Origin of the sequence: Agrobacterium sp. SUL3, assembly GCF_001263295.1 — a bacterium.
Lineage (GTDB): Bacteria > Pseudomonadota > Alphaproteobacteria > Rhizobiales > Rhizobiaceae > Agrobacterium > Agrobacterium tomkonis.
In genome coordinates, this window is the sequence record NZ_KQ414534.1 from 1 (window position 1) to 24550 (window position 24550).

Sequence of the window (24550 nt, forward strand, 5' to 3'; positions counted from 1 at the left end):
GCTGGCAGGCCCGGGTGCCGCGCATTCGGCGCCGGAGATGTTGCAGGCGATCTCGATATAGGCCGGCTTCCTCTCGCGCAGCGCGGTGCGGATCGCATGGTCGATCAGTGCCGGCGCCTCGTCGGCCGAGACGATGGAGACGGCGGCGCAGGTGAGCTTCCGTGCGATTTCGAGCTGATAGAGGAAATCCTGCGTGCCCAGCGTATGATGCAGCAGGTGCCCGGAGGCGTAGTCGTTGCTGTTCGGCGCGCCGGAGATGAGGATGACGGGCAGGTTTTCTGCATAGGCGCCGCCGATGGCGTTGAGCGCGGAAAGCGCGCCGACGCTATAGGTGACGACGGCGGCGGCCGCGCCGTTGGCGCGGGCGTAGCCTTCTGCGCTGAAGCCGCAGTTGAGCTCATTGGAGCAATAGACCTGCCTCAGATCCTTGTTCGTCAGAAGCTGGTCGAGCAGAACGAGATTGTAGTCGCCTGCAACCGCGAAATGATGCTTCAGTCCTATTTGGGAAAGACGGGCGGCGAGATAGGTTCCGACAGTGTATTTCACGGGAAACTCCATGTGTCTGTGACAAGAAAGATGAGTTTCCTTAGCAACCGTCTCGGATCGATACCTTATTCCGGATCAAAAAATGCGATTTTTCTTGAAACTGGTGGATTTCGGTAACGGAAGATTTCACCGTTCCGGAAATATTCGGAAGGCGGCGAGAGCCTGTTCGACGAGATGAAGATGCTCGACTGTGGACCGCCATTCCGGAGGGGCGGGCTCATCGACGAGGGGCAGGTCCTCCCCATCCGGCAGGCGTTCCTGCATGTTCTGGCCGTTGCTGATCTCGGCGCAGCGTCCGGCCACCCGTTCGACATGCGCCAGCAGGCCGTCTGGAACGGGCGTTGCGCCTTTTCGCAGGGCATCCGCCACCGACTCGCCGAAAAGCAGGGCCGAGGCGTAAAGGCGGATCGCGTGCCGGTCGTATCGCGCCGCGATCTCGTCGACCTGGCGTGCGACGAGGCGGCCGCGCAGCGACCACCGGGCGGAATTGCGCGCGGTGACGATGCCGGAACCGAGCGCGATGACGCTGTCATGGGCGCCCGACAGGCTATGCAGCGCGGCTTCACCCTTCTTCGGATCTCGCTCGCGCAAGGCTTCCGCGCATCTCGTAAAACCCGCGGCGAGGTTGCTCAGGAGGTCGCGGGCCGCGGCATCGACCATGCGGACGGGATCGGGCGTCAGCACGACCTGGCTGAAGAACAGGCCGACGGCGGCGCCGGTGGCGACGTCGAGCATGCGCACGGAGCCGGCATTGGCAGGCCCGAATGCGAGGACCAGGATCGCCGACACGCCCGCCTGGATGGGGACCACGGCGGAGAGCCCGTAGGTGGACGCCACGATGATTGCGATAAAGGCGGCGAGGCCGAGCCTGAAAAGCGGCACGCCGTCCGGCAGGAAGAGCGCCAGTTCGCCGACGACGATGCCGGTCGCGACGCCGATCAACAGCCCGATCGCCTGCCTGCCGTGGCTGGGCAGGCTGGGCGAAAGGCAGACGATCGCGCTGATCGCTGCGAAGAGGGGCTGCGGGTGCCCGAAAAGGTGCACGGCGAGCTCCCATGACAACACGGCTGCGACGGCGCAGGCAAGCGCATCGCGCCATGCCGCGGACAACCGCTCGGCAACCGTCAGCGAAAGGCTCTTCAAAACGATCTGCATTCCTGTTCCGTCCGCTTTCCCATGCATGCAGGGCTTGCCTGCCGTTCGACACGTTATCGGCGCCCGCCGACCTCATCAATGTGGTGCAGCATGTCGGCGGGGTCCTCATAGACGCGGAAGGCGCCGGACTGGCGCAGTTCGTCGAGCCCGTAGCCGCCGCTCAGCAGCCCGACGCCGAGCGCCCGGCAGCGAACCGCCGCCAGCATGTCCCAGACGCTGTCGCCGATGACCACCGCCGTCTCGATGGGTGCGCCGAGCCGTTCCGCCGCGGCCAAGAAGAGGTCGGGATCGGGCTTGCGTATTTGACCTGGTCGCGGGTGACGACAGGTATCCGCTGCGGGTCCACCCCGAGGGCCGCAAGGTTGACGGCGGCCGTCTCCATCCGCCCGCTCGTGGCGATCGCCCAGGAAATGCCGGCGTCCGTCAGCCAGGCGAGAAGCTCGCGCGCGCCGGGAAGCGGGCGGACACGGCCGGCCTGCCGCTGGTAGGCGGCCGCATGGCCCTGCCGCAGCCTTTCCACCCGCTCGGCGCTGATCTCCAGTCCGGTCTCGCGCAGGAGCTGGTTCGTGAACAGGCCGCCGCTCATGCCGATCTTGCGGTGGATGCGCCAGACGGACAGGTCGATGTCTTCCGCGTCGAGCGCGTCCTTCCAGGCGAGCACATGTTGGTAGACGCTGTCGACGAGCGTACCATCGAGATCGAAAAGAAAAACCGGCTTGATGCGCATGCTGTTTCTCCTGGTCGGACGAGTATGGCAGGTCAGATATGGCGCAGGATCTGGGCGAGGACAGGGGCGACGAGGATATTCATCAGCCCGACGAGCACCATGACGAGACCGGCGATCGAGCCTTCCTCCCTGCCGATCATGTGGGCCTTCGCGGTTCCCGCCCCATGCGCCCCGACCCCCAGGAGCGCGCCGCGCGCAAGCGCCGAGCGCAGCGGGAGCCATGCCAGGACGATATCGCCGAGCGCCGCGCCGAGGACGCCTGTCAGCACCACGAAGATCGCCGTCAGTTGCGGAATGCCGCCGATCTCGCCGGAAACCTCCATGGCGAAGGGCGTGCTGATCGAGCGCGGCAGCAGGCTGAGCCTGATCGCGCCGTCGAGGCCGACCACGGTTGCAAGGCCCCAGCCGGAGAGCACAGCGGTGGCCGTTCCGGCCAGCATGCCGGCGGCAAGCACCGGCCACTCCCGGCGGATGAGCGCGCGGTGCTCGTAGATCGGCACGGCGAATGCGACCATGGCCGGGCCGAGCAGGGCGACGAGCCACCCCGTGCCGCGGATGTAGTCCCGGTAGCTGGCGTGGAGCGAAAGGACCGCGATGACAAGAAGGACGGGCGTCACCGCCAGCGGCATCAGCCACCAACGCGGCCAGCGGCGGTGGAGGCGCTTGGCCGCGAGATAAAGGCCGATGGTGGCCAGGGACCAGAACAGGCCGCTAAACAGGCCCTGGGCGAGCGGATCATTCCACGACGTGATCGGCAGGGTCATTGCCTCGACCTCCATCTCCAGCAGAAATCGACGGTCAGCGCCGTCACGGCCATCACCGCAAGCGTTCCCACGAGGATCACGACGAGGATCTTCAGCCCGAGCAGGCCGAGGAATTCGGGATGGTCGATCACCGCCAGCACCGCCGGAACGAAGAAAAGCAGCATGTCGGCAAGGAACCATTGTGCGCCGCGCCGCATGCTGAAGACGCTGATGCGGTGGCTGGCCAGCAGCGCAAGCACGATCGCCATTCCGATGATGCCGCCGGGCAGCGGCAGGCCGACCAGCCGGGCCAGCGCTTCTCCGGCGAGCCAGAACGCAAGCAGGAAGCCCACCTGGAGCAGGCGGCTCGAATGGATGTGGCGACGGAATGAGACGGCGAACCTGCGAATGAACATGATCGTTCTCCTGAGGGAAATATATGTTGCGTCGCAGCATGATGGAAATGAATTGATTGAATAGATTATATTCTGATATGGAATTCTGATGGAAATCCGAACGCTCCGTGCCTTCGTCGAAGTCGTGCGCCAGGGGGGCTTCTCGCAGGCCGCCAAGACGATCTTCTCCACGCAATCGACCGTCAGCAAGGCGGTCAGGCAGCTTGAGGACGAGATCGGAACGCGGCTGCTCGACCGCATCGGCCATCGCAGCACGCTGACCGTCGCGGGAGAGGTCGTCTATCGCCGCGCGGTGAGAATCCTGGCGGAACGCGAAAGCCTGATGGCGGAACTCGACGACCTGCGCGGCCTCAAGCGCGGGACGCTGCGCCTCGGCCTTCCGCCGATCGGAAGCAGCACTCTGTTTGCGCCCCTGTTCGCCATCTATCGCAACCGCCATCCGTCGATCGACATCCGCCTTGCCGAACATGGCAGCGACCGGCTGGAGGAAATCCTGCATGTGGGCGAGATCGACCTCGCCGCCTCGCTTCTTCCTGTATCGGACGAGTTCGAATGGCAGGAGGTCCGCCGCGAGCCGCTGGTGGCCCTCCTGCAGACGGACCACGCGCTCGCAGCAAAGGCCTCCATCACCCTTGCGGAGCTGAAGGACCAGCCGTTTTTGCTGTTCGAGAGCGGCTTCGCGCTGAACAGGATCATCGTCGACGCCTGCCGGCGGGCGGGCGTCGAGCCCTCCGTCGCCGCGCGCAGCAGCCAGATCGATTTCATCGTAGAGCTGGCCGCCGCGGGTCTCGGCATAGCCTTCCTGCCGCGCATGATCGCCGAGCAGCGCAGCCACCCCGCCGTCCGCCACGTCACGCTCGTCGATCCCGGGACCGAATGGCATATCGCGATGATCTGGCGGCGCGGCGCCTATCTGTCGCATGCCGCGAAGGCCTGGCTGGCGCTGACGCGGGAATTTCATTCCGGCGATTGAGGGCAGCAACCTTTGCCTGCCGGTTCATTCTCGAAGGCGGCGATATATGCAAGTGGACTTTGCGATATCCGGAAACTATCAAATCACGACATGGATCTTTCAGTCGGGGGTTGACGTGGAGCTCAGGCATCTTCGGTATTTCGTCGCGGTCGCCGAGGAACGCCATTTCGGCCGGGCGGCCGAAAGGGTCGGTATCGGCCAGCCGCCGTTGAGCCAGCAGAGCCAGNGGTGGCGTCGCCTTAACCTGACGTAGGACGCAATCATTTCTTTGTCCTGAATTTCAGGCTTGGATCGGCAACGCGATCTCACGCCAGGTGGCGCTGGCGAGTGCGCGGAGTTGGCGATGATCAGCGGCATTCAGGTGTTTTCGATGAAGTTGGAAAAGATTGGCAATTTGGCCGTGGGTTGAGACGAAACGTTGGCATTGACCTGTCGACTTGAACCGCATCATGCGTCGCTCGCGTCGTCGAACGGGAAGGTGAGAATTTTCTGCGAGGTTGTTGAGCCCTTTGTGCGAACGGTGTTCGATCCCCAGCATGATCTCTCGCTTTGCGGCGGAATAAGAACGCAGCTTGTCTGTCACCATCACGCGCGGCGCAACACCTTCGCTCTTCAACAATTTGCGCATCAGCCGAAGAGCGGCTCCCTTGTTTCTGCGGCTTTGCAGCAGAGCATCGAGAACGTAGCCGTTGGCATCGACGGCGCGCCACAGCCAGTATTTCTTGCCCTTGATCGATACGACCATCTCATCAAGATGCCATTTGTCTGCGAAGTTGCCGATCGACCGCCGCTTGAGTTGGTGGGCGAATTTCAGGCCAAACTTAGTCGTCCATTCTGAGACGGTCTGAAACGAGACGGCAATGCCGCGCTCGGCAAGCAGGTCTTCGATATCGCGCAGGCTCAGCGGGAACCGGTAATAGAGCCATACCGCATGCGCGATGATCTCGGCTGGAAAGCGGTGGCGTTTGTATCGGGCGGACGCATCGTCAGTCATGCCGATAGACTATTGCCTCGATCCGCACCAGCCGGTTAAGGCGACGCCTCCNTATCGGGCGGACGCATCGTCAGTCATGCCGATAGACTATTGCCTCGATCCGCACCAGCCGGTTAAGGCGACGCCTCCGCTCGATATCCCCGAAGGCAATTCGATGCGCGCGCCGGGGGAAGCGCCCGGCTTGATGGCGCTCGAAATCGCCATGGACGAAATGGCGGAAAAACTCGACATGGATCCGGTTGAGTTCCGCATTCTCAACGACACCCAGGTCGATCCCGAAAATCCGGAGCGCCGGTTATCGCATCGCGATCTTTTCGGCGGCCTCAAGCTCGGCGCTGAGCGGTTCGGCTGGAAGGGGCGCGGCACGCCGGGCGCGCGGCGCGATGGCAGCTGGCTGATCGGGCAGGGGATGGCTGCCGCCTTCCGCGACAATCTGCTGGTTCCGTCCGGAGCGCGGGTGCGGCTCGACAAGGATGGGGGTCGTCACCGTCGAAACGGACATGACCGACATCGGCACGGGCAGCTATACGATTATCGCCCAGACCGCCGCTGAAATGCTGGGCCTTCCCCTCGACAAGGTGGCCGTTCATCTCGGCGATTCCCACTTCCCCGTATCCTCCGGCTCCGGCGGCCAGTTCGGCGGCAACTGTTCGACATCGGGCGTCTATGCCGCCTGTGTCAAATTACGCGAGGCGGTGGCGAAGAAGCTCGGCCTCAACACGCAGGACGTCAGCTTCGAAAATGGCGAAGTGCGCTCCGGCAGCCGCTCGGTTCCACTGTCGGAGGCAGCCGGTCCCGACGGGATCACGGTCGAGGACAAGATTGAATGGGGCAAGCTCTCCGAAACGCACCAGCAATCGACATTCGGCGCGCATTTTGTCGAGGTCGGCGTCGACAGGGCGACGGCAGAGACCCGCATCCGCCGAATGCTGGCGGTGTGTGCGGCCGGCCGGATTCTCAATCCGATCACCGCCCGCAGCCAGGTGATCGGCGCGATGACGATGGGAGCGGGCGCCGCGCTGTCGGAAGAACTGGTTGTCGATACCCGCCGCGGCTTTTTCGTCAACCATGATCTCGCCGGCTACGAAGTTCCGGTCCATGCCGATATTCCGCATCAGGAGGTGATCTTCATGGACGAGACGGATCCGATGTCGTCGCCGATGAAGGCGCAGGGGGTCGGCGAACTCGGTCTTTGCGGCGTGGCCGCTGCGATCGCCAACGCCATTTACGACGCGACCGGCGTTCGCGTGCGCGACTATCCCGTGACGCTGGACAAGTTGATCGGCGGCCTACCGGACGTCGCGTAGTTGAGCGCTTTGCCGGTTGGCGTGGATGTCTCTTCCGTCGCCAGGCCCGGATTTCGCGGCGCCTGAATGAGAAAGCCGCAAAGTCTGGAACTTTGCGGCTATGGATGAGACGGAAGTCTGTCAGCGCTTCGCCGATGCAGAGTGCCGCGAAGCTTCCTTTGGCGTCTCGGCGGTGCGGCGAGCGTTATTTCGCGAACTCGTCGTCCGTGACGAGTTCGCCCCAGGTCACGTTGCTGCCGTCGCGCATGTAGGAAATCGCGATGTGCGCCATGCCCGACGTATCGGTGGCGCCATGCCAGTGATTGACACCCACGGGTATCCAGACGACATCGCCGGGTTTGATTTCGCGCTTTTCAGCACCTTCTTCCTGGACCCAACCCTTTCCCTCGGTCACGATCAGCATCTGGCCGGCCGGATGCGTATGCCAGGCGGTGCGCGCGCCCGGCGCGAACGTCACCAGCCCGCCGGTTGCTCCGGTGAACTCGTTGGCCGGGAAGAGCGGATCGATCACCGCATGGCCGGAGAATTGCGCCGGATCGCCGATCACGGAGGGCGTCGAGCGGTTAGATGTGATCTGGATGCTCTGCCCGGTCGCGGCAGAGGCTTCCTGCGCGGCGGCGCTGCCAGCCATGCCTGCCGCGATCGGCATTGCCGCAGCCAGGACGGCGCCGGCCTTGAGAAGATTGCGGCGGCTCTTATCTGCGGAGTGACGTTTGCCAATGTATTCTTCCGACATAGAGAATCCTTTCGGGTGCTTGATCGAAACATCTTTTGACGGTCTCAGTTCATCAGATCGACCGGGCGCCCACTAGCCAGGCAGTTCCGATTACACTTATGAGCCTGGTTTCTGGAACATCCGGATTTGATCGATTGTTCCCTGCCTTCGCAAAGCTACAAGACTGTCGGCGTGACCCTGACGGTGGCGGCGCGCGCCCGGTCTCCGATCATCGCAGCGAGATACCGGCTCGTGCCGTATTTGGACCGATAGGCCGCATCGACAAGATCGTTGACGGCCCCCTCGACCGGCTCGAATGAAACGTCGATCGTTTCGCCGGCCGCCTTGATCCGCCCTTTCTTGTTTTCCATCGCCGAGCGATACCAACGGGAATTCCGCCCGTTATAGGCACGCACATAGAGATCGCCGTCCACGACCACCGACCAGATCCAGGTCGGCGTCCCGAAGGTCACGAGGTCGTCGCGCAGCGGAGCGATATGGAGATCGTCGCTCCCGGCGATCCGTTGCAAAAGGTCGTTGTTCCAAGGACTCACGTCAGCATCCTTGCAATTTCGGATATCGAACCGCTCAGCCGGCGGGCGACAGCCTGATCAGGCTGTCATTGGACGCGCCTTGTCCGCGCGGCGAGCGATTGGTGGTGATGACAAAGAGATCGCTTCCGACGGGCAGCACCTGCCTGTAGCGTTCGCCGGTCTCGAACACGGGTTTGAGGCTGCGATTTGCGCCGTCAAGGACATAGAGGCCTTTTCCCTGGAGGGCGGCCACAAGCAGTTCCTCGCCAGCGAAGGCGATGCCGGACTGCGCCCAGGTCGAGCGACCGGAATGGGCGAAGGGCGCCTTCATGCCATCCCGCGTCTCGTCCCCCTGAATCTCGGGCCAGCCGTAATTGCCGCCGGGTTCGACGCGGTTGATTTCGTCGAGCGCGGACTGGCCATGCTCGGAGACGAACAGCTCGCCCGCGGGGCTCCAAGCCAGCCCCTGGGGATTGCGATGGCCATAAGAATAGACCTTCGAGCCGGGAAACGGATTGTCCGCGGGCACCGCACCGTCCAGCGTCACCCGCAGAATCTTGCCGGCCATGCTGTCGGGGTCCTGGGGCAGATCGTAGTTCTCTGTCCATCCTGTTGTCACATAGAGGTGGCCGTCGGGCCCGATCGCGATCCGGCCGCCGTTATAGAGGCGGTGGCCGGGAATGCCGTCGATCAGAATGCCGGTTTCGCGCCATGCGCCGCCATCAAAAACGGCCGACACGACGCGGTTCGCGGGGCCTGAAGAGGCAACGTAGGAGTAGTAGAAGAAGGCCCTGCCGCTCGATGCGAAATCCGGCGCCAGGGCGATCCCGAGCAGTCCCGCACCGCCCTCGGTGCGAAGCGGGTGTGACGTTTCGAGCGTGTGCCGTTGAAGTTCGCCGCCAGCGACCGTGACGACGGAACCCGCCTTCTCGGTCAGGATCAGGCGTTCGCCGCCCAGCACGATGTCCCAAGGGTAATCCAGCCCTTCGGCGACGACGGTCGATGTCCATGCGCTTTCACTACGGCCGAGGATCGGCGTGGCGGCATCCTGCGCCTCGGCGATCATGGGCGCCGAGTTGGACAGCGCGAGAGATATCAGCGCCATGCCGATGAACCGACACGTCTTGCGCGCAGTGCCGTCGCTGGCCATGCTGGTATCGATGAATTTCTTCGGAGTGTTTTCCATTGTCTCTCGCGCGGGCTGGCCGACGAAACGGCCAGCCGAGAGCTCCCTACATCTCGTATCCGGGTTTCTTGTAAAGCCTGTCCCGATGCCCCTGAATGTCGGGCAGGTAGACCTCGTCTTTCCATCGGCCGGATGCCACGTCCTCGAAAGCGACCGAGACCGAAGCCTCGTCGCATTCGAGGATATCGACGACGTCACGCGCAATGGCCTGGGCCAGGCGCTTCTTCTGCTCTTCGCTGCGGCCCGCCATGGCCTTTATGACAATGTGCGGCATGTTCCAGTGCTCCCGTTTTTCGAAATCGAGGCGACCCGCAGGTGCGGCATCCGGCTCAATAGGCCTGGCTGGTCGGACGGAAGAGGACTTCGTTGATATCGACGTCCTCGGGCTGGCTGATCGCGAAGGCGACGATGCGGGCAAACGAGCTTGCCGGGATAGCCGCCTCGTAAACCTGCTTCATGCCGGCTGCGACATCCTGGTCGGTGATCGTGTCGGTCAGTTCGGTCGCTACCGCGCCCGGGGAGACGATCGTCGTGCGGATATTGTAGGCTTTCACTTCCTGCCGCAGCCCTTCGGAGATGGCCCGAACGGCCCACTTTGTTCCGGCGTAGACCGCACCGCCGGGGCCGACCTTGTGACCGGCGACAGACGACACATTGATGATGTGCCCGGACTTCTGCTTCTGCATATGGGGAAGCGCCGCCGCGATGCCGTAGAGAACGCCCTTTATGTTCACGTCGATCATCCGATCCCACTCGTCGATCTTCAGTTTGTCGAGCATCGAGCTCGGCATCAGGCCGGCATTGTTGACGAGGACGTCGATCCGGCCATGCAATTCGACCGCGCGCTCGACCAGCGCCTTGACCTGACGGCAGTCGGTCACGTCCGTCTCGACGATAGCCTGCGTATCGAGATCGAGTTCGCTGGCGAGCGCTTCGAGCCGGTCGAGACGGCGGGCGCCAAGAACAACCCTGGCGCCGGCCTTGACGAGATGGCGGGCGGTTTCCGCGCCGAGCCCCGAGCTTGCGCCGGTGATGACGACGACTTTTCCTTCGATGTTTTCACTCATGTTTTTCTCCATCGGGCGCGAAGCGCCTGCAAACATATGGTTGAATTGCGCTTCTGATCGGGGTCTTCACTCGGCGACTTCAAAGCGGGCCTTGAACGGCTGATCGCGTCGTAGCGCTTCGACGCCGTCATCGAATGCACCAAGCCGCACGAGGCCGGCCGAGTCGCTGAAGCCGCGATAGAAGATCGCGAGATTGCCCCAGGGCGCGTAATAGGTGATGTCGCCTGCCGAAGGCTTGTAGCTGCGGGGGGCGCCGTCGGTCGAAAGGCGACGCGGCAGGTCGCTGACCTTCTCGGTCGAGGCATAGTCCGAGAGAGTCAGATCGAGCGGCAGCAGCGATGCGAAGTCTTTCGCCGCCGTGCTGTCGTCGAGGGTCGCCGAAAGGGCTTGCCCCTCTATGATGATACGTATCTTCATACTTCCGTCCTCCGATGTGCCCTTTGAGCCCCCTTGCGCGTGAGCGGAGAGCATTGCGCCGGGGGTAAAGGCGAGCATTGCACCGATGGCCGCAATGCAGTTCAAAGCCGTCTTTCTGCAGTGAAGTCGCATTCCGGCGCCACCTCTCGCGTTGTACCGATACTCGTGGTGTCGGCGCCGGCGAATGCCTGTCGCGCCATCGCTGTCGTCAATATCACGTACGGGCAGTCAAAAGATTAGCCGGGGCAAGCTACTAGAACTCATGAGTTGTGTTCATAAATTAAGCGGCCGCATGACAGCGGCGATTGCGGCGCCTGCGATCGAGAAGCCCACCGAGACGAGGACGGCGATCCTCCATCCGGAAAGGAGGCCCGCCACGCCGCTTTCGGCGCCATGGGTGATAATGATCGTCGCCAGCGAGATGCCGACGGCGGAGCCGAGATAACGGGCGGTATTGTTGGCGGCGCTTCCCATCGCCGTGCGCTCGGCCGGAACGCTCTGTACCGCCTGATGGCCGAGGGCGGCATTCAGGATGCCGTTCGCAATCCCGGCAATGAGCAGGCCTGGCAGCACCCAGGCGAAACCGCGCTCCGGCGTCGCCAGCAGCGTTGCGGCCTGCCCGGCCGCGCAGCCGACCATGCCGGTGACGAGAAGCATGCGTGGCGAGATGTCCTCCGGGATCAGGCGGGCGCCAAGCGCTGCGACCGCCGTCGTCGCCGACCACGCCATCAAGATGACCGCCGCCCGGAACGGCGAAATGCCAAACCCCTGTTCCATGATCAGAGGGATCATCGTCATGATGGCAAGAACACCCGCGCCCGAGGCGAAGGCGCCGGCCGTGGCGCCGACGAAATCGGGACGTCTGAACAGGCTGAGTCGCAGCACGGGATTGGCCGAGCGGCCTTCGACAAGGATGAAGGCGACGACGAGGACGGCGCTGCCTGCAAACAGCGCCAGCACATGCGGTTGCAGGCCGAAGCGGCTTTCGGTCAACGCGGCGAGAAAGCACAGGATCGCCGCCGCCATCACCAGCGACCCCGCCCCGTCGACGCTGCCGCGCGTTTGCCCGCTGTCCTGAGGAAGAACGCCCCGTGCCATGAGGTAGAGGCCCGCGGAAATCGCGGCGATCAGCCAGTGCGACGCATGCCAGCCGCCGACGGGCAGCAGAAGGGCCGCCAGGACCGGGCCGACCGCGACCCCGGCGCCGAGCGCCGACGCCCATATGGCCGCGGCGCGGGCGCGCGCCAGGCTTTCCGCGAAAACCTGGCCGATGAGACCCAGACCGCAGGCCATGATGGCTGCGCTTCCGATGCCCTGGACGATGCGCGCGACAATCAGCAGGATCGATGTCGGCGCCAGGGCCGCCACGAGGGACGAACCCGCCGTGATCAGGAGGCCTGAGAGAAAAATCCTGCGCCGGCCGTAATTGTCTCCGAGCGCTCCGAACCCGAGAAGCCCGACGGCGGCCCCGACCGGCATGCCGCTCAGGATCCAGGCCTGGGCGTTGGGACCGGCCGACAACGAGCGGGTGATGTCGGCCAGTGTGGTTAGCGGCACGGTGAAGACGACGAGCGCGAGCATCGTCGCGAAGGCCACGATGGACAGGGTCGCCGTCTGCCCGGCGGAGGCCGTGGCCGGTGATGAACTATGCGACATGTCTGCGAAGAACCTTGTGACGCAGCCAGACCGTGCCGGCCTCGAGCGTTTCGTTGCCGGCCAACTGGAAGCGGAAATCGGAAGACGGCTGTGTGGTTCGGCTGCCGTGATAATCGACGATGGAGGCGATACCCGCCATGCCGTCGACCGAGGGAAAGATCAGGGTGCTGAACTCGTCGATCAATCCGGCCGCCAGGAACGCGCCATTGATCGTCCCGCCGCCCTGGAGAAGGATGGTCTTCACGTCGAACATCTCGCCCAGCGCCGCCACGGCGTCTGAAAGGCCCGATCCGTCGGAACCGGACAAGAGATAGGACACGCCGTTCCGGCGCAACGACTCCAGATAGGCTTCTTCCACACGCTCCGAGACGATCGAGACGACATGATCGCCGTCGAGGTCGTCGCCGGCATGCAGCAGCTTTCCGGACGGATCGAGAACCACGGCGAGCTTGCGGCCGGCCGGCGAACCCTTGAAAGCGGGCCGCTTCAGCGGCTGTTCGAGAAGTTGCGGCTTGCGCTGATCTTCGATGTAGTGAGCCATCGTCCTACGTCCGACCATCCATCCCTGACCGCCCAGTCGCCCGGCCGCCTCTTCGTAGACGCGGTGGATCAGGCCGGTCGCAGGTTCGCCGTTCGGCGCGTTCCAGCGTTCGGTGAGAAGTCGCCCGTCGATGGACGAGATCATATGGCAGATGATATTCGGGCGCATGGCAATGCCTGTCTCGCTTGTTTGAATTCGCGAAAAAGTTTCGGCCGGCGAAAGGGATGCGCCGGCCGTCTCTCCAGATTTGAGGGAGCGATCAGACGCCGTAGTCGGCGTCGCTCACCTTCTCCATCCAGGTGACGTTGCTGCCGTCGACGGTTTCCGTGATCGCGATATGCGTCATCGCCACATCCGGGGCCGCGCCATGCCAATGCTTTTCTCCTGCGGGGAACCAGACGACGTCGCCGGCCCGGATCTCCTCAACGGGACCGCCCTCGCGCTGGACACGGCCAAAGCCGGATACGACGATCAGGGCCTGACCTGCCGGATGCGTATGCCAGGCGGTACGCGCACCGGGTTCGAAGGTGACGGCGCCCGCACCGGCCCGGCCCGGCGCTTCGGCGTTGAACAGGGGATCGATACGAACAGTTCCGGTGAACCAGTCCTCGGGGCCTTTGGTCGAAGGCGTGGAGCCTGCTTTCGTGATCTTCATCGTTGTTTCCTTTCCAGGGGACTTTCAATCTTGTCGGTAAGATAGCGCTCGCGGGAATGTTGGATTAGCCTTCTTCACGTACTGTCTCTTATGAGCAAGACTCATGAATTCTAACGAAACCTGCTGAAGCGGTAGGTCAACTTCGCCCCGCCCGGCTGCGAATAGGCAAGCTCGGCCGTGACCATCGCGAACGGCTCCGCGAAACGCCCGGTGCGCAGCGGCCCGACGTCCAGCGGCTCATAGCCGATATCCTCGATCAGGCCGGCTGCTGCCCGCTTCGCTCCGTTATCGTCGCCATAATAGAGGAGTTGCGGCCGCGGTTCCCTGTCTCTTCCAGCAAAGACGTCGAAGAAGGCTTCGCTTGGGCTGGTGTTGAACGCCGAGACCCAGCGCGCACGCGGGCGCAGGCGCGCAAGTTCCTCGGCACCCGAGGTGGTGACGCCGACCACGAGATCACGGTTTTGCTCATCGAGCGGCACGCAGCAGTTCAGCACGATCTTGCCGTCCAGTTCGCCCGCCTGTTCCAGAACGTCGGAGATACGCGACCAGTGAACGGCCAGGAGCACGGCGTCGGCTCCCTCGACCGCTTTGGCAACAGTACCGGCCTTCGCTCCCGCCTCCCGCGCAAGTCGATCGAGCTTGCTCTGGCTGCGCGCATAACTGAACGTCACCTCATGGCCGGCTTTCGCCCATAGCGTTCCCAGTTTTCCGCCCATCAGGCCGGAGCCCAGAATCCCTAGCCTCATCTCATGATCTCCTTCCGCCTCATGTCGATTTTCCAAGAATACCCTGTTCGGTGGGCCTCGATTATCCTATGTAATATGCCAGGTATTATGAAGGTGGCTCATCAATGCTGAAAGAGAACATCGATGACCTCATGGGCTTCGTGGTGGTCGCACGAGAAGGCAGCTTCACGCGCGCGGCGGCGCAGATCGGCGTCTCGCAATCCGCGCTCAGCCATTCGGTCAAGGCTCTGGAAGACCGGCTCGGTGTCCGGCTCCTGAACCGCACGACCCGCAAGGTTGTTCCAACCGAGGCGGGCGAGCGCATCATGAAACGGATGGCGCCGCATTTCGTGGAACTGGAAGACGAGCTCGCCTCCATCGTCGAATTGCGCGACACACCGGCCGGCCAGTTTCGCATCACCACGACCGATTATGCCGCCGAGACGGTTCTCTGGCCGAGGCTGAGGCCGCTTCTGCGCAAAAACCCCGATATCTCCGTCGAACTCATCACCGACTATGCACTGACCGACATCATCGGGGAGAAGATCGACGCAGGCGTGCGGCTGGGCGAGCAGGTATCCGAAGGGATGATCGCCGTCAAAATCGGACCCGATTTCCGGATGGTCGCGGTCGGCGCGCCATCCTATTTTAGGAAGCACGGCGTTCCCGAGACCCCGCAGGATCTCACCAGGCATCGTTGCATCAATCTGCGCCTGTCCACCCCTGGCGGGCTCTACGCCTGGGAGTTCGAGCAGGACGGCCGCGAGCTTCGTGTGCGGGTGGAAGGGCAGGTCACGTTCAACACGATCTATCCTTGCGTTCAGGCAGCCGTGGAAGGTTTCGGGATCGCCTATGTCCCGGAGAGCATGACGGCCGCCCACGTCAAATCCGGGCGGCTACAGACCGTGCTGGAGGAGTGGAGCCCGCCGTTTCCCGGCTACTTCCTCTATTATCCGCACCGGCGGCAGTCTTCGCCCGCCTTCTCGCTCATCGTCGACGCCCTGCGTCATCGCGAGTGAGCGCGCGTGACTGATGAAGTGCCTTCATAAGTGCATGCAGGTTTGGCCCGCTACAAGCCTTGCGCAAAACCGCCCATTCTTTCCTGATCTATCACAGAACAGGAGAATGACATGCGATTGCGTACCGTCACGGGACTCGGCGTAAGCGGGGTGCTCGTTCTCGCCACCCTTGCTTTTGCCCAATCCGCCAACGAGGAGGTGTCGTTCCCCGAGGCATATCGTGACGGCGTGCATTATGCGACCGTCACCCGCGGCAATATTCGCGAGGAGATCTTCACCTCGCCGGAAGCCGTCGCCGCAGCGCGCGAGGGGCGGACATTTCCCGACGGCACTGTCATCATGATGGAAGATTATCGCGGCGATGAACTCCACCGGTACATCATCATGGAAAAACGCGCGCAATGGACCTCGGTTTCCGAGGCCGGCGCGTGGCTTTTCCGCGAATTCGCCCCGGACAGGTCACCGAACGGGAGCGAGGACGGCTCGCGCTGCGCGTCCTGTCATCAGTCGCAGGCGGCAAACGATTTTGTGTTCACGACCCGGCAAATGCGCGAGCATAATTAACGATCGACCTGCCCGAACGCCGTTCGGGCAGGTCGCTCTCGTTCCTGATCAGTTGGAGCGTTTCTCGAGAACCTCTTTCGCCACGGGCAGCGCCGTGAACACATTGGGCCAGCCGGTATAGAAGGCCGCATGGGCAAGCACGCCGCCCACCTCTTCCCTGGTCAGGCCATTGTCCATCGCGCGATTGAGGTGATAGGGCATCTGCGCGACCTGCCCTGATGCGATCAACGCGACAACGGTGATCAGGCTGCGGTCGCGCGGCTTGAGATCCGGACGCAGCCACAGGTCGCGGAACAGGAAGTTTTCGGTATTATCGACGACGCCCTGCGAGACGCTTCCGAAATTCCCCTGCACCTGCGTCTGCCGCGCATTTTCCGCTTCCTCGTCGAGCGGCAAGGGTTCCGGCTTGACGGGCGGCAACGCATCAGCGCCGACACCACGCTCCTCATAGACATCCGCCGCCGCCTCGACCGCGGCCATCGCATTGCCCCAGCCGGCATAGAAGGCAAGATGCGTGATCGCTTCGGACATTTCCGCCGGCGTGACGCCGGCATCGAGCGCGCGGGCGATATAATCTTCCAGTTCGCCCGTCTGGTTGCGGGTGATCAGGATCGCTACAGTGACGAGCGCGCGGTCGCGGGCGGAGAGATCGGCGCCTTGCCACACCTTTGCGAACAAACCGTCCTGTGTGTAGGCCCCAAGCGCTGGGGCAACCCGTTGAATGTCGTCCGCCATTATCGATGTCCTTTCCTGGGCAAGTGCAGGCCCCGTCGTGAGGCCGGCGGTTATCAGAATTGCGGCGAGGCGCTTCATGTCAGATCCTTCCAAGTCTGCGTGGCTCATGTTCTGGCCCCGTCAATGTAGGGTCTGGCGCGGACCGGATTAGGCGCGTTTGTCGAATAAGTTTCATGAACATCCCTCATGAAACAATTGGACGGGGGGCTGCCCATTATCTGATGCTTGGGTCACCGTTCAGCGCAAGGACAGTGCTCGCGCTGGTGGCTCTCCATCTCGGCCCGATTGATGATCTCCCCTCATAACTGCAAGCAACATCGACCATCTAGTGCGCCTTTTCCGCGTGGCCCATATTCGGCGGAAGAAAGGAAACAGGTATGCAAAAGCACGACAAACCCGGAGCCGGGGCAGGGCACGCGTCCGGTTCATCCCTTCGTCGCCGCGAAGTCCTGAAGCTGACCGGCGCCGGCATGGCCGCGCTCAGTGCGGCGTCACTTTTCAATATCTCCAACACAGAGGCTCAGACCATGTCAGAAGAATGGGACAAGGTTTTTCCCAAAAGCGAAAAGATCGACCATCAGAAGGTCACGTTCAAGAATCGGTACGGCATCACCCTGACGGGCGATCTCTATCTGCCGAAGGACCGTGCCGAAAAGCGGCTTGCGGCGATTGCCGTCAGCGGCCCGTTCGGCGCGGTCAAGGAACAATCCTCCGGTCTTTACGCGCAGACCATGGCCGAGCGCGGTTTTGTCACGCTGGCCTTTGATCCATCCTTTACCGGTGAAAGCGGCGGCGAGCCCCGCAACGTCGCTTCTCCGGACATCAACACCGAGGATTTCAGCGCCGCCGTCGACTATCTCGGCCTGCAGCCTTCCGTCGACCGTGAGCGGATCGGCATCATCGGCATTTGCGGCTGGGGCGGCATGGCATTGAATGCCGCAGCTTCCGACAAGCGCGTCAAGGCCGTCGTCGCCAGCACCATGTACGACATGACCCGCGTCATGTCGAAAGGCTACAACGACAGCACGACCGCGGAGCAACGCGCGCAGACGCTGGAACAGTTGAGCCGGCAGCGCTGGGAAGATGCGGAAAAGGGCACGCCCGCCTATGGTCCGGTTTCCCTTGAGCTGAAGGGCGGCGAGCCGCAATTCGTCGTGGAATACGCCGACTACTACAAGACGCCGCGCGGCTTCCATCCGCGGGCGATCAACTCGAACGGCTCCTGGACGCTCACGACCCCGTTGTCCTTCATGAACATGCCGATCCTGAGCTACATCGGGGAGATTTCCCCGCGTCCGATGCTGTTGATCCACGGCGAAAAGGCCCATTCGCGCTATTTCAGCGAGACGGCCTTTGCGAACGCGGCAGAGCCGAAGGAACTGATGATCATTCCCGGCGCCAATCACACCGATCTCTATGACAAGCTGGATGTAATCCCGTTCGACAAGATGACCAATTTCTTTGATCAACATCTTGCCGCCTGAGTTGAAGAAAGGGGCCTACGCCGATGCACTAGGAACATGAACCCGGGAGGGACTCGGGGCATATGCCGTGCTTCGCGCGTCTGCTCGTCATCGGAGCAGCCATCTGCCCCATTTGGGTTCGGAGCCTTTTCACGGTGGCGACAGCGGTCAAACGGACGCTGTCGCCACCGCGAGCCCATCAAATTGACCGCAACGACACGCGCTTCTCAAGCTCGGCCGTTTGCTCTTTCCGCTCGCTGTAGCGGTCGGTGAGGTAGGCGGAGGCGTCGCGCGTGAGGATGGTGAACTTCACCAGCTCCTCACAGACATCCACCACCCGGTCGTAGTAGGACGAGGGCTTCATCCGGCCATCGGCGTCGAACTCCTGATAGGCTTTGGCGACCGAGGATTGGTTCGGGATGGTGATCATCCGCATCCAGCGGCCGAGAATGCGCATCTGGTTCACTGCATTGAAGGACTGGCTACCGCCAGACACCTCCATAACGGCAAGCGTTTTGCCCTGCGTCGGCCGGACCGATCCGACCGAGAGTGGAATCCAGTCGATCTGGGACTTCATTATCCCGGTCATCGCGCCGTGGCGTTCCGGGCTCACCCAGACCTGCCCTTCCGACCATTGCGAAAGATCGCGCAATTCTTGCACCTTCGGGTGGCTCGCCGGCGCTTCGTCAGGGAGCGGCAGGCCCTTCGGGTCAAAGATACGAATCTCGCATCCAAGGCGTTCGAGCAGCCGGCGGACCTCGAATGCGAGCAGGCGGCTATACGACACCTCACGCAGCGAGCCGTAGAGGATCAGGATGCGCGGCTTATGCGTTGAGAACGCCGGACGCAGGGCATCGAGATCTGTCGAATATAGGTGATCGTCCTGCAGTGCTGGGAAAGTGTCAGGCAATGCGCTTTCCTTCCTGGTCGAGGATCTGTTCACCGTCCTCCTTGAAGAACGATCCCCTGAAGGTGTCGGGCAGGATGTCGAGCACCGCCTCGGACGGACGGGCGAGCCGGGTGCCGAGCGGTGTCACGACGAAGGGGCGATTGATCAGGATCGGCGTTGCGATCATCGCGTCAAGCAACTGCTCGTCAGTCAGGTCTGGGTTGTCCAGACCGAGTTCGGCATAAGGCGTGCCTTTCTCGCGAATGGCTTCCCGAACGTTCAAGCCAGCGTCCGCGATCATCGTCGCAAGCTGCTCGCGCGTCGGCGGATTCAGCAGATACTCAATGACAGCAGGTTCGATGCCGGCAGCGCGGATCAGCGCTAGCGTGTTGCGGGACGTCCCGCAGGCGGGGTTGTGATAGATGGTCGCGTCCATGGTCAGTGCCTTTCGGTAACGGTGGTTCTGGAGACGGCGGGGGCGGCCTCGTACCAGTCCTTCGAGCGGTTCACGATCCAGACGACCGAGAGCATGACCGGAACCTCGATGAGCACGCCAACGACGGTGGCGAGTGCTGCGCCGGACTGGAAGCCGAACAGGCTGATGGCGGCAGCAACCGCAAGCTCGAAGAAATTGCTGGCGCCGATCAGAGCCGATGGCCCGGCAACGCAATGCCGTTCGCCGGTCATCCGGTTGAGCAGATAAGCAAGCCCGGAGTTCAGATAGACTTGGATCAGGATCGGCACGGCGAGCAAGCCGATGACGGCGGGCTGAGCGATGATCTGCTCGCCCTGAAAGGCGAAGAGCAGAACCAGCGTCGCAAGCAGCGCCACCAGTGAGATCGGCTGCAACCTTGCCAGCACGCCATCCAGTGCCTGCGTCGTACCGCCAACCGTGAGGCGGCGGCGGATGACCTGCGCGATAATGACGGGCACGACGATATAGAGGGCGACGGAAAGAACGAGCGTATCCCAAGGCACGGTGATCGCGGAGAGGCCGAGCAGCAAGCCTACGATCGGAGCAAAGGCGACGACCATGATGGCATCGTTCAACGCGACCTGAGACAGCGTGAACAATGGCTCCCCGCGCGTCAGGTTGCTCCAGACGAACACCATAGCGGTGCAGGGAGCCGCGGCGAGAATGATCAGCCCTGCGATATAGGAGTCGATCTGGTCGGCAGGCAGGTATGGGCGGAACAGCCAACCGATGAAAAGCCATCCGAGCAGTGCCATGGAGAACGGCTTGACGGCCCAGTTGATGAACAAGGTCACGCCGATACCGCGCCAGTACGTGCCGACCTGCGCCAGAGACCGGAAATCGATCTTGAGCAGCATCGGAATGATCATCAGCCAGATCAGGATCGCGACGGGAATGTTCACCTTGGCGACCTCGGCCGCGCCGATGATCTGAAAGAGGCCGGGCATGAGATGGCCGAGGGCGACACCGGCGACGATGCACAGGAATACCCAGATGGTCAGATAGCGCTCGAACGTGGACATCAGGCGGACTTCCACTGCGGCGATGTCGAACCTTCCATAGCACCGATCTGGCGAAGCTTCGTCTCCAGAGCCATGTGATCGATGGATGCCAGCGGCAGGCTGACGAACGCGGCAATCCGGTCCTTGAGGAAACGCGCGGCCTGTGCGAAGGCACGCTGGATCTCGACGTCCGATCCCGTGACGGCGGCAGGGTCTTCGACACCCCAATGGGCGGTCATCGGATGGCCGATCCAGACGGGACAGGCTTCGCCGGCGGCGCTGTCGCAGACGGTGAAGATGAAATCGATCTGCGGCGCGCCGGGCTCCGCGAACACATCCCAGCTCTTCGACGAGAAGCCCGTCGATGGATAGCCCAACGCTTCCAGCTCCTTCAGGGCATGTGGATTGACTTCGCCCTTGGGCTGGCTGCCGGCGGAGAAGGCTTTGAATCGTCCGCCACCTTCCTTGTTGAGGATGGATTCGGCGAGAATAGAACGAGCGGAATTGCCCGTGCAGAGGAAGAGCACGTTGTAGGTCTTATCGGTCATGGTTGTGGTCCGTGGTTAGGTCGGCGGCCTGATAAGCTTCATGATCGTCGCCGATGATGGGCAGATGGAGGAAAGCTGGCGGGTCGCCAGCACGGCTGCGGGAACGCTGTCTCGCAGGACTTCAGAAAATCCGACACCCGTAAGACGGTGCTTTTTGTAACTCATTCGATCCCTGAAGCGGTGTTTCTTTCCGACCGCGTAGTGATCATGTCACCGCGTCCGGGGCGGATTGATACGATCCTCGATATCGAAATGCCGCGACCGCGCACGGTTGAAAGCCGCGCCACCGCCGAGTTCGGGGCGTTGTCGCTGAAAATTTACGACATATTCACCGGTCGTCAGGGTGCCAATGACCCGAAATTCGTCCCGGCATGATCGCGCCGCGGCTGAACATTCTTGATGTCACCTGTTTCGAACGGCCTTATCGGCTGCGTATCCCTTTTCGCTTTGGCGTCAAGACTGCAACCGGTGGTCGTCAAGCTATTGTTTCGGCCCGTATCAGGCTTGAGGACGGACGCGAAGCTATCGGCTGGTCGGCAGAAGCGCTGAGTGCCAAGTGGTTTGACAAGAACCTGGGGCTGACGGACAATCAAAATCACCACCAGTTGCGCCGCTCTATCGAGCTTGCAGCTGAGGCCTATCGCGCCTCCGGTCCGCAAACAGCTTACGGGTTGTTCGAAGAAAATTACACGCCGCTGGTTACCGCTTGCACAGCCGAAGCCCTTAATCCGCTGATCGCCAGTTTTGGCATGGCCATGCTCGACCGCGCCGTCTTCGATGCCCTCTGCCGCGTCGAGGCCATGAGCTTTGCCGATGCCATGTCGGCCAATCTTGCCGGTATTCGCATTGGCGTCCTGACACCCGAGCTTGCAGGCTTTGATATTGATGCCTTCCTTGCTTCGCTGCGCCCCGCATCATCCATCGCAATCCGCCACACTGTCGGCCTTGTCGACCCGCTGGTTGCGGCCGATCAGGAAAGCGGGGTCAATGATGGCCTGCCTGAGACGCTCTCAGAAGTCATCGCCACCTATGGCTGCCGGTATTACAAGATCAAGATTGGCGGCGATCCTGAGGTCGATCTCGATCGCATACGCCGGATCACTGCACTTCTGGACGCAAGCGGGATCGATTATCGCGTCACGCTTGACGGCAACGAGCAGTTTGAGGATGGCGATAGTATCGCGGCCTTCTTCGCTCACCTCAGCGCCGATCCCGCCCTGCACCGTTTCGCCCGAACAATCCTGTGCCTCGAACAGCCGATCCGCCGAGACCGCACCCTGGAGCAGCCGATCAGCGCCCTTGCCGCTTGCATTCCAGTTATCATTAATGAATCCGATGGTACGCTTGACGCTTTTCCGCATGCCCGGTCGCTTGGTTACACAGGTGTCTCGTCAAAGGTCTGCAAGGGTCTTTACAAATCCATCCTGAACGCCGGGCGCGCGCAGGTATGGAACCAACAGGAACCTGGCCGCTATTTTCTATCCGCCGAAGACCTCACCTGCGAGCCCGGCATCTCGCTGCAGCAAGACCTCGCACTGGTCAGCTGGCTCGGACTGCCGCATGTCGAAAAGAACGCACATCATTTCATCGACGGATTCGATAATCGCCCTCAGGCCGAGGCCGAAGCTTTCCTTACGGCACATCCCGATCTCTACCACCGGCAGGATGGCCGCGTGCGCCTGCGTCTGAGCCGAGGTGACGCTCATATTGGCTCACTTTCCGTCCCGGGCTTTGGAGCAATGCTGTCACCCGATGTGACAAACCTTGAACCTATGTCACTTGCTGTGTGGCCCTGATCCGCCATATCGTCGATGATCAGGAGGAGCTGGTGCCTCGCCCACAGTTTTTCGCTCGGCCATGCTATAAGAGAATCCACGAGGCCTTACACGAGATGCGTAGTCGCCGCTCAACATGGGGGTACGGCTGAGGTTGGAGGCAGAAATCTTTCGATCCGGGGGCGCCATCTCTTGAACTTCGGGATGAAGGTTCCGATGGCCCTCGACCCAAGGGACTATCCCTTGCTGATGCCGGACAAAGGGTCGTTCTCCGCCCCAGCCGCACCAAGGTCACTGTTTCCCTACTCGTTTGCTTGCCCAGCTGGCACCGTGATCGCTAAGTGCTGATACTGACTATAACAAGGAGCTGAGGATGGGGTACACGCTTTCAAACGATCATGTTGAAGAAGCAATCCGCTGGCGTCAACATCTGCACGAAAACCCTGAGCTTGGGTTCGACGAGAAACAGACGTCCGCCTTCATTTCGTCGAAGCTCTTCGAATGGGGGTACGAAATCGCGTCGGGTTATGGAAAGACTGGCGTTGTCGGAACCCTTAGAAAAGGCTCGTCGAACCGCTCGATAGGTATTCGGGCTGACATGGATGCCCTACCGATCGTGGAGAGCACTTCGCTTCCTTACGCCTCGAAGAAGCCCGGCATCATGCATGCCTGTGGGCACGACGGACACGTCGCGTCAGCACTCGCAGCGGCCCGTGCCCTGCGAGGCATTGAGTTCGACGGTACCGTTACATTCATATTCCAGCCAGCTGAGGAAAATGAGGGCGGAGCCCGCGCGATGATTGAGGATGGTCTTTTCAAAGACTACAAGGTGGACGCAGTCTTTGGGATGCATAATTGGCCAGCTTTGCCCTTGGGTTCAATCGTCGCTCGACCCGATCAGATGATGGCAGCATTCGCGACCTTTGAGATCGTCGTTAGGGGTAGGGGAGCCCACGGCGCGATGCCACACGAAGGCGCTGATCCCGTGGTTGCCGCTTCACAGATCGTTTCTGCGCTTCAGACCATCTCCAGCCGGAATGTTTCACCGCTCGAATCTGCGGTGGTTTCTGTCACACAAATACATGGTGGCGACGCTTGGAACGTAATCCCGGAAGAAGTCGTCCTTCGAGGCACTACTCGTTGGTTTGACGAGGAGATCGGAGAGCGCATCCAGCAGCGGGTCAAGCAGGTCTCCGCTTCGATCGCTGAGGGTCTTGGGTGCCACGCTGCTGTCGATTACTTTATCCGATATCCGGCCACTATCAATGATGCCCACCAAGCTGCTGTCGTGAAAGAGGTTGCAGCAACATTGCCAGGCCTGACCATCGTCGATGCCCTCCCCAGCATGGCGGCTGAAGACTTCGCGTTCATGCTTCAAGAACAGCCTGGCTGCTACTTCTGGCTTGGAGCTGGTCGTTCGTCAGGAGAAAATCCCGGCCTCCACTCTTCCAAGTATGATTTCAACGACGCCGTTCTTCCGCTTGCTGCGACCATGTGGGTGTCACTTGTCCAGTCGGAACTACGGGCCGCGTCTTGATGGCGAAAATTACCTATTCCTGTTGCTAAACAGGAACTTGCAGGGCGTTGTCACGTTGTTCGTGGCTTAACGGTTGACGGATAACCGGACGTGATGAGCACGCCGACCATAAGCTACAAGAACCACCGTTTCCCACCGCATATCATCGCCCATGCCGTCTGGCTGTATTTCCGGTTCCCGTTAAGCCT

30 protein-coding genes and 3 pseudogenes are annotated in these 24550 nt (G+C 62.0%); 10 read left to right on the forward strand and 23 right to left on the reverse strand.

Translation table 11 applies throughout. The annotated features are described in order from the left end of the window. The 6 genes from AKG12_RS27705 to AKG12_RS27725 all read right to left on the reverse strand — a co-directional run. The coding region (locus tag AKG12_RS27705; RefSeq protein ID WP_285278028.1) for a thiamine pyrophosphate-binding protein at positions 1-546 on the reverse strand (546 nt) is incomplete at its 3' end. Between the two features lie 126 nt (positions 547-672). Further along, complete coding sequence (locus tag AKG12_RS27710) at positions 673-1701, reverse strand: FUSC family protein (RefSeq protein WP_046797680.1); 1029 nt, start codon at positions 1699-1701, stop codon at positions 673-675. Between the two features lie 53 nt (positions 1702-1754). Then, entirely contained in the window at positions 1755-1946 is a 192-nt protein-coding gene (locus AKG12_RS31450) for an HAD family hydrolase (protein WP_502688818.1), read from the reverse strand. Continuing rightward, complete coding sequence (locus AKG12_RS27715) at positions 1862-2428, reverse strand: HAD family hydrolase (protein ID WP_502688817.1); 567 nt, start codon at positions 2426-2428, stop codon at positions 1862-1864. The genes AKG12_RS31450 and AKG12_RS27715 overlap by 85 nt, the downstream gene beginning before the upstream one ends. A gap of 32 nt (positions 2429-2460) precedes the next feature. Next, positions 2461-3192 (reverse strand): LrgB family protein, encoded by a 732-nt coding sequence (locus tag AKG12_RS27720; RefSeq protein WP_046797681.1) that lies wholly within the window; start codon positions 3190-3192, stop codon positions 2461-2463. Continuing rightward, entirely contained in the window at positions 3189-3587 is a 399-nt protein-coding gene (locus AKG12_RS27725; RefSeq protein ID WP_046797682.1) for a CidA/LrgA family protein, read from the reverse strand. The genes AKG12_RS27720 and AKG12_RS27725 overlap by 4 nt, the downstream gene beginning before the upstream one ends. An 88-nt stretch (positions 3588-3675) precedes the next feature. Here AKG12_RS27725 and AKG12_RS27730 point away from each other — a divergent pair, with 88 nt between their 5' ends. Together AKG12_RS27730 and AKG12_RS30930 are read left to right on the forward strand one after the other, a co-directional pair. Beyond that, positions 3676-4560: a LysR family transcriptional regulator gene (locus AKG12_RS27730; RefSeq protein ID WP_046797683.1), complete on the forward strand. Its 885-nt coding sequence runs from the start codon at positions 3676-3678 to the stop codon at positions 4558-4560. Positions 4561-4675: 115 nt separating this feature from the next. Next, positions 4676-4798: pseudogene (locus AKG12_RS30930) on the forward strand (LysR family transcriptional regulator); the annotation flags it as partial. A gap of 42 nt (positions 4799-4840) precedes the next feature. On the opposite strand, the gene AKG12_RS27740 reads toward AKG12_RS30930, so the two are convergent. Further along, positions 4841-5554, reverse strand: a complete 714-nt coding sequence (locus AKG12_RS27740) for an IS6-like element ISRsp9 family transposase (RefSeq protein ID WP_046797678.1) — start codon at positions 5552-5554, stop codon at positions 4841-4843. Positions 5555-5684: 130 nt separating this feature from the next. Between AKG12_RS27740 and AKG12_RS27745 the strand changes: the two are divergent. Beyond that, positions 5685-6861: pseudogene (locus AKG12_RS27745) on the forward strand (molybdopterin cofactor-binding domain-containing protein); the annotation flags it as partial. Between the two features lie 184 nt (positions 6862-7045). Here the strand turns inward: AKG12_RS27745 and AKG12_RS27750 are convergent. The 10 genes from AKG12_RS27750 to AKG12_RS27795 all read right to left on the reverse strand — a co-directional run bounded on the left by AKG12_RS27750 (position 7046) and on the right by AKG12_RS27795 (position 14377). After that, on the reverse strand, positions 7046-7492 hold the full coding sequence (locus AKG12_RS27750; protein WP_046797748.1) for a (R)-mandelonitrile lyase: 447 nt from the start codon (positions 7490-7492) through the stop codon (positions 7046-7048). Positions 7493-7752: 260 nt separating this feature from the next. Further along, on the reverse strand, positions 7753-8130 hold the full coding sequence (locus tag AKG12_RS27755) for a DUF2255 family protein (RefSeq protein WP_046797732.1): 378 nt from the start codon (positions 8128-8130) through the stop codon (positions 7753-7755). A gap of 34 nt (positions 8131-8164) precedes the next feature. Beyond that, the gene (locus tag AKG12_RS27760) at positions 8165-9214 is read right to left on the reverse strand and encodes a PQQ-dependent sugar dehydrogenase (protein WP_046797749.1); all 1050 of its coding nucleotides are present in this window, start codon (positions 9212-9214) and stop codon (positions 8165-8167) included. Positions 9215-9341: 127 nt separating this feature from the next. Continuing rightward, complete coding sequence (locus tag AKG12_RS27765; protein ID WP_046797733.1) at positions 9342-9569, reverse strand: tautomerase family protein; 228 nt, start codon at positions 9567-9569, stop codon at positions 9342-9344. 55 nt (positions 9570-9624) lie between these two features. Then, positions 9625-10362 carry an SDR family oxidoreductase gene (locus AKG12_RS27770; RefSeq protein WP_046797750.1) on the reverse strand — a complete coding sequence of 246 codons (738 nt, stop codon included), beginning with the start codon at positions 10360-10362 and terminating at the stop codon, positions 9625-9627. Positions 10363-10428: 66 nt separating this feature from the next. Next, positions 10429-10779 (reverse strand): cyclophilin-like fold protein, encoded by a 351-nt coding sequence (locus tag AKG12_RS27775; protein WP_046797734.1) that lies wholly within the window; start codon positions 10777-10779, stop codon positions 10429-10431. Between the two features lie 273 nt (positions 10780-11052). Beyond that, the gene (locus AKG12_RS27780; protein ID WP_046797735.1) at positions 11053-12435 is read right to left on the reverse strand and encodes an MFS transporter; all 1383 of its coding nucleotides are present in this window, start codon (positions 12433-12435) and stop codon (positions 11053-11055) included. Further along, positions 12425-13144 (reverse strand): dihydrofolate reductase family protein, encoded by a 720-nt coding sequence (locus AKG12_RS27785; RefSeq protein WP_052760563.1) that lies wholly within the window; start codon positions 13142-13144, stop codon positions 12425-12427. Before AKG12_RS27785 ends, AKG12_RS27780 begins: the two co-directional genes overlap by 11 nt. Before the next feature lie 91 nt (positions 13145-13235). After that, on the reverse strand, positions 13236-13631 hold the full coding sequence (locus AKG12_RS27790; RefSeq protein WP_046797736.1) for a (R)-mandelonitrile lyase: 396 nt from the start codon (positions 13629-13631) through the stop codon (positions 13236-13238). A 110-nt stretch (positions 13632-13741) separates the two neighbouring features. After that, on the reverse strand, positions 13742-14377 hold the full coding sequence (locus AKG12_RS27795; RefSeq protein WP_046797737.1) for an NADPH-dependent F420 reductase: 636 nt from the start codon (positions 14375-14377) through the stop codon (positions 13742-13744). Between the two features lie 104 nt (positions 14378-14481). On the opposite strand from AKG12_RS27795, the gene AKG12_RS27800 reads away from it, so the two are divergent. Further along, positions 14482-15375 (forward strand): LysR family transcriptional regulator, encoded by an 894-nt coding sequence (locus tag AKG12_RS27800; RefSeq protein WP_046797738.1) that lies wholly within the window; start codon positions 14482-14484, stop codon positions 15373-15375. A 111-nt stretch (positions 15376-15486) separates the two neighbouring features. Further along, positions 15487-15939 (forward strand): cytochrome P460 family protein, encoded by a 453-nt coding sequence (locus AKG12_RS27805; protein WP_052760564.1) that lies wholly within the window; start codon positions 15487-15489, stop codon positions 15937-15939. 48 nt (positions 15940-15987) lie between these two features. Here AKG12_RS27805 and AKG12_RS27810 read toward each other — a convergent pair whose 3' ends face one another. After that, the gene (locus tag AKG12_RS27810) at positions 15988-16752 is read right to left on the reverse strand and encodes a carboxymuconolactone decarboxylase family protein (protein ID WP_046797739.1); all 765 of its coding nucleotides are present in this window, start codon (positions 16750-16752) and stop codon (positions 15988-15990) included. A 299-nt stretch (positions 16753-17051) separates the two neighbouring features. Here AKG12_RS27810 and AKG12_RS27815 point away from each other — a divergent pair, with 299 nt between their 5' ends. Then, positions 17052-18158, forward strand: coding sequence for an alpha/beta hydrolase (locus AKG12_RS27815; RefSeq protein ID WP_046797740.1), 1107 nt, complete (start codon positions 17052-17054; stop codon positions 18156-18158). A gap of 178 nt (positions 18159-18336) precedes the next feature. Here the strand turns inward: AKG12_RS27815 and arsH are convergent, their stop codons facing one another. From arsH to AKG12_RS29890, 5 genes are read right to left on the reverse strand one after another with little or no spacing between them, the layout of a single operon-like run. Then, complete coding sequence (arsH, locus tag AKG12_RS27820; RefSeq protein WP_263136276.1) at positions 18337-19047, reverse strand: arsenical resistance protein ArsH; 711 nt, start codon at positions 19045-19047, stop codon at positions 18337-18339. Next, complete coding sequence (gene arsC, locus AKG12_RS27825; RefSeq protein WP_245282248.1) at positions 19040-19468, reverse strand: arsenate reductase (glutaredoxin); 429 nt, start codon at positions 19466-19468, stop codon at positions 19040-19042. The genes arsH and arsC overlap by 8 nt, the downstream gene beginning before the upstream one ends. Then, positions 19465-20523 carry an ACR3 family arsenite efflux transporter gene (gene arsB, locus AKG12_RS27830; protein ID WP_046797742.1) on the reverse strand — a complete coding sequence of 353 codons (1059 nt, stop codon included), beginning with the start codon at positions 20521-20523 and terminating at the stop codon, positions 19465-19467. Before arsB ends, arsC begins: the two co-directional genes overlap by 4 nt. Then, complete coding sequence (locus AKG12_RS27835; RefSeq protein WP_046797743.1) at positions 20523-21050, reverse strand: arsenate reductase ArsC; 528 nt, start codon at positions 21048-21050, stop codon at positions 20523-20525. The genes arsB and AKG12_RS27835 overlap by 1 nt, the downstream gene beginning before the upstream one ends. A gap of 15 nt (positions 21051-21065) precedes the next feature. Continuing rightward, the gene (locus AKG12_RS29890) at positions 21066-21215 is read right to left on the reverse strand and encodes a hypothetical protein (RefSeq protein ID WP_245282245.1); all 150 of its coding nucleotides are present in this window, start codon (positions 21213-21215) and stop codon (positions 21066-21068) included. 42 nt (positions 21216-21257) lie between these two features. Between AKG12_RS29890 and AKG12_RS27840 the strand changes: the two genes are divergently transcribed. The 4 genes and pseudogenes from AKG12_RS27840 to AKG12_RS30520 all read left to right on the forward strand — a co-directional run. Continuing rightward, complete coding sequence (locus AKG12_RS27840; RefSeq protein ID WP_245282246.1) at positions 21258-21425, forward strand: hypothetical protein; 168 nt, start codon at positions 21258-21260, stop codon at positions 21423-21425. Continuing rightward, positions 21422-22846 (forward strand): enolase-like domain-containing protein, encoded by a 1425-nt coding sequence (locus AKG12_RS27845; protein ID WP_046797745.1) that lies wholly within the window; start codon positions 21422-21424, stop codon positions 22844-22846. Before AKG12_RS27840 ends, AKG12_RS27845 begins: the two co-directional genes overlap by 4 nt. Before the next feature lie 352 nt (positions 22847-23198). Then, a complete protein-coding gene (locus AKG12_RS27850) occupies positions 23199-24362 on the forward strand; it encodes a M20 aminoacylase family protein (RefSeq protein ID WP_046797746.1) in 1164 nt (387 codons plus the stop codon). A 93-nt stretch (positions 24363-24455) separates the two neighbouring features. Then, positions 24456-24550, forward strand: a pseudogene (locus AKG12_RS30520) (IS6 family transposase); the annotation flags it as partial.

Coding starts and splice junctions, on each gene's coding strand:
- AKG12_RS27710 (WP_046797680.1), bottom strand. CDS start 1,701: ATGCAGATCGTTTTGAAGAGCCTTTCGCTGACGGTTGCCGAGCGGTTG.
- AKG12_RS27715 (WP_502688817.1), bottom strand. CDS start 2,428: ATGCGCATCAAGCCGGTTTTTCTTTTCGATCTCGATGGTACGCTCGTC.
- AKG12_RS27720 (WP_046797681.1), bottom strand. CDS start 3,192: ATGACCCTGCCGATCACGTCGTGGAATGATCCGCTCGCCCAGGGCCTG.
- AKG12_RS27725 (WP_046797682.1), bottom strand. CDS start 3,587: ATGTTCATTCGCAGGTTCGCCGTCTCATTCCGTCGCCACATCCATTCG.
- AKG12_RS27730 (WP_046797683.1), top strand. CDS start 3,676: ATGGAAATCCGAACGCTCCGTGCCTTCGTCGAAGTCGTGCGCCAGGGG.
- AKG12_RS27740 (WP_046797678.1), bottom strand. CDS start 5,554: ATGACTGACGATGCGTCCGCCCGATACAAACGCCACCGCTTTCCAGCC.
- AKG12_RS27750 (WP_046797748.1), bottom strand. CDS start 7,492: ATGGCTGGCAGCGCCGCCGCGCAGGAAGCCTCTGCCGCGACCGGGCAG.
- AKG12_RS27760 (WP_046797749.1), bottom strand. CDS start 9,214: ATGGCGCTGATATCTCTCGCGCTGTCCAACTCGGCGCCCATGATCGCC.
- AKG12_RS27765 (WP_046797733.1), bottom strand. CDS start 9,569: ATGCCGCACATTGTCATAAAGGCCATGGCGGGCCGCAGCGAAGAGCAG.
- AKG12_RS27770 (WP_046797750.1), bottom strand. CDS start 10,362: ATGAGTGAAAACATCGAAGGAAAAGTCGTCGTCATCACCGGCGCAAGC.
- AKG12_RS27775 (WP_046797734.1), bottom strand. CDS start 10,779: ATGAAGATACGTATCATCATAGAGGGGCAAGCCCTTTCGGCGACCCTC.
- AKG12_RS27780 (WP_046797735.1), bottom strand. CDS start 12,435: ATGTCGCATAGTTCATCACCGGCCACGGCCTCCGCCGGGCAGACGGCG.
- AKG12_RS27785 (WP_052760563.1), bottom strand. CDS start 13,144: ATGCGCCCGAATATCATCTGCCATATGATCTCGTCCATCGACGGGCGA.
- AKG12_RS27790 (WP_046797736.1), bottom strand. CDS start 13,631: ATGAAGATCACGAAAGCAGGCTCCACGCCTTCGACCAAAGGCCCCGAG.
- AKG12_RS27795 (WP_046797737.1), bottom strand. CDS start 14,377: ATGAGGCTAGGGATTCTGGGCTCCGGCCTGATGGGCGGAAAACTGGGA.
- AKG12_RS27800 (WP_046797738.1), top strand. CDS start 14,482: ATGCTGAAAGAGAACATCGATGACCTCATGGGCTTCGTGGTGGTCGCA.
- AKG12_RS27805 (WP_052760564.1), top strand. CDS start 15,487: ATGCGATTGCGTACCGTCACGGGACTCGGCGTAAGCGGGGTGCTCGTT.
- AKG12_RS27810 (WP_046797739.1), bottom strand. CDS start 16,752: ATGAAGCGCCTCGCCGCAATTCTGATAACCGCCGGCCTCACGACGGGG.
- AKG12_RS27815 (WP_046797740.1), top strand. CDS start 17,052: ATGCAAAAGCACGACAAACCCGGAGCCGGGGCAGGGCACGCGTCCGGT.
- arsB (WP_046797742.1), bottom strand. CDS start 20,523: ATGTCCACGTTCGAGCGCTATCTGACCATCTGGGTATTCCTGTGCATC.
- AKG12_RS27835 (WP_046797743.1), bottom strand. CDS start 21,050: ATGACCGATAAGACCTACAACGTGCTCTTCCTCTGCACGGGCAATTCC.
- AKG12_RS29890 (WP_245282245.1), bottom strand. CDS start 21,215: ATGAGTTACAAAAAGCACCGTCTTACGGGTGTCGGATTTTCTGAAGTC.
- AKG12_RS27840 (WP_245282246.1), top strand. CDS start 21,258: ATGTCACCGCGTCCGGGGCGGATTGATACGATCCTCGATATCGAAATG.
- AKG12_RS27845 (WP_046797745.1), top strand. CDS start 21,422: ATGATCGCGCCGCGGCTGAACATTCTTGATGTCACCTGTTTCGAACGG.
- AKG12_RS27850 (WP_046797746.1), top strand. CDS start 23,199: ATGGGGTACACGCTTTCAAACGATCATGTTGAAGAAGCAATCCGCTGG.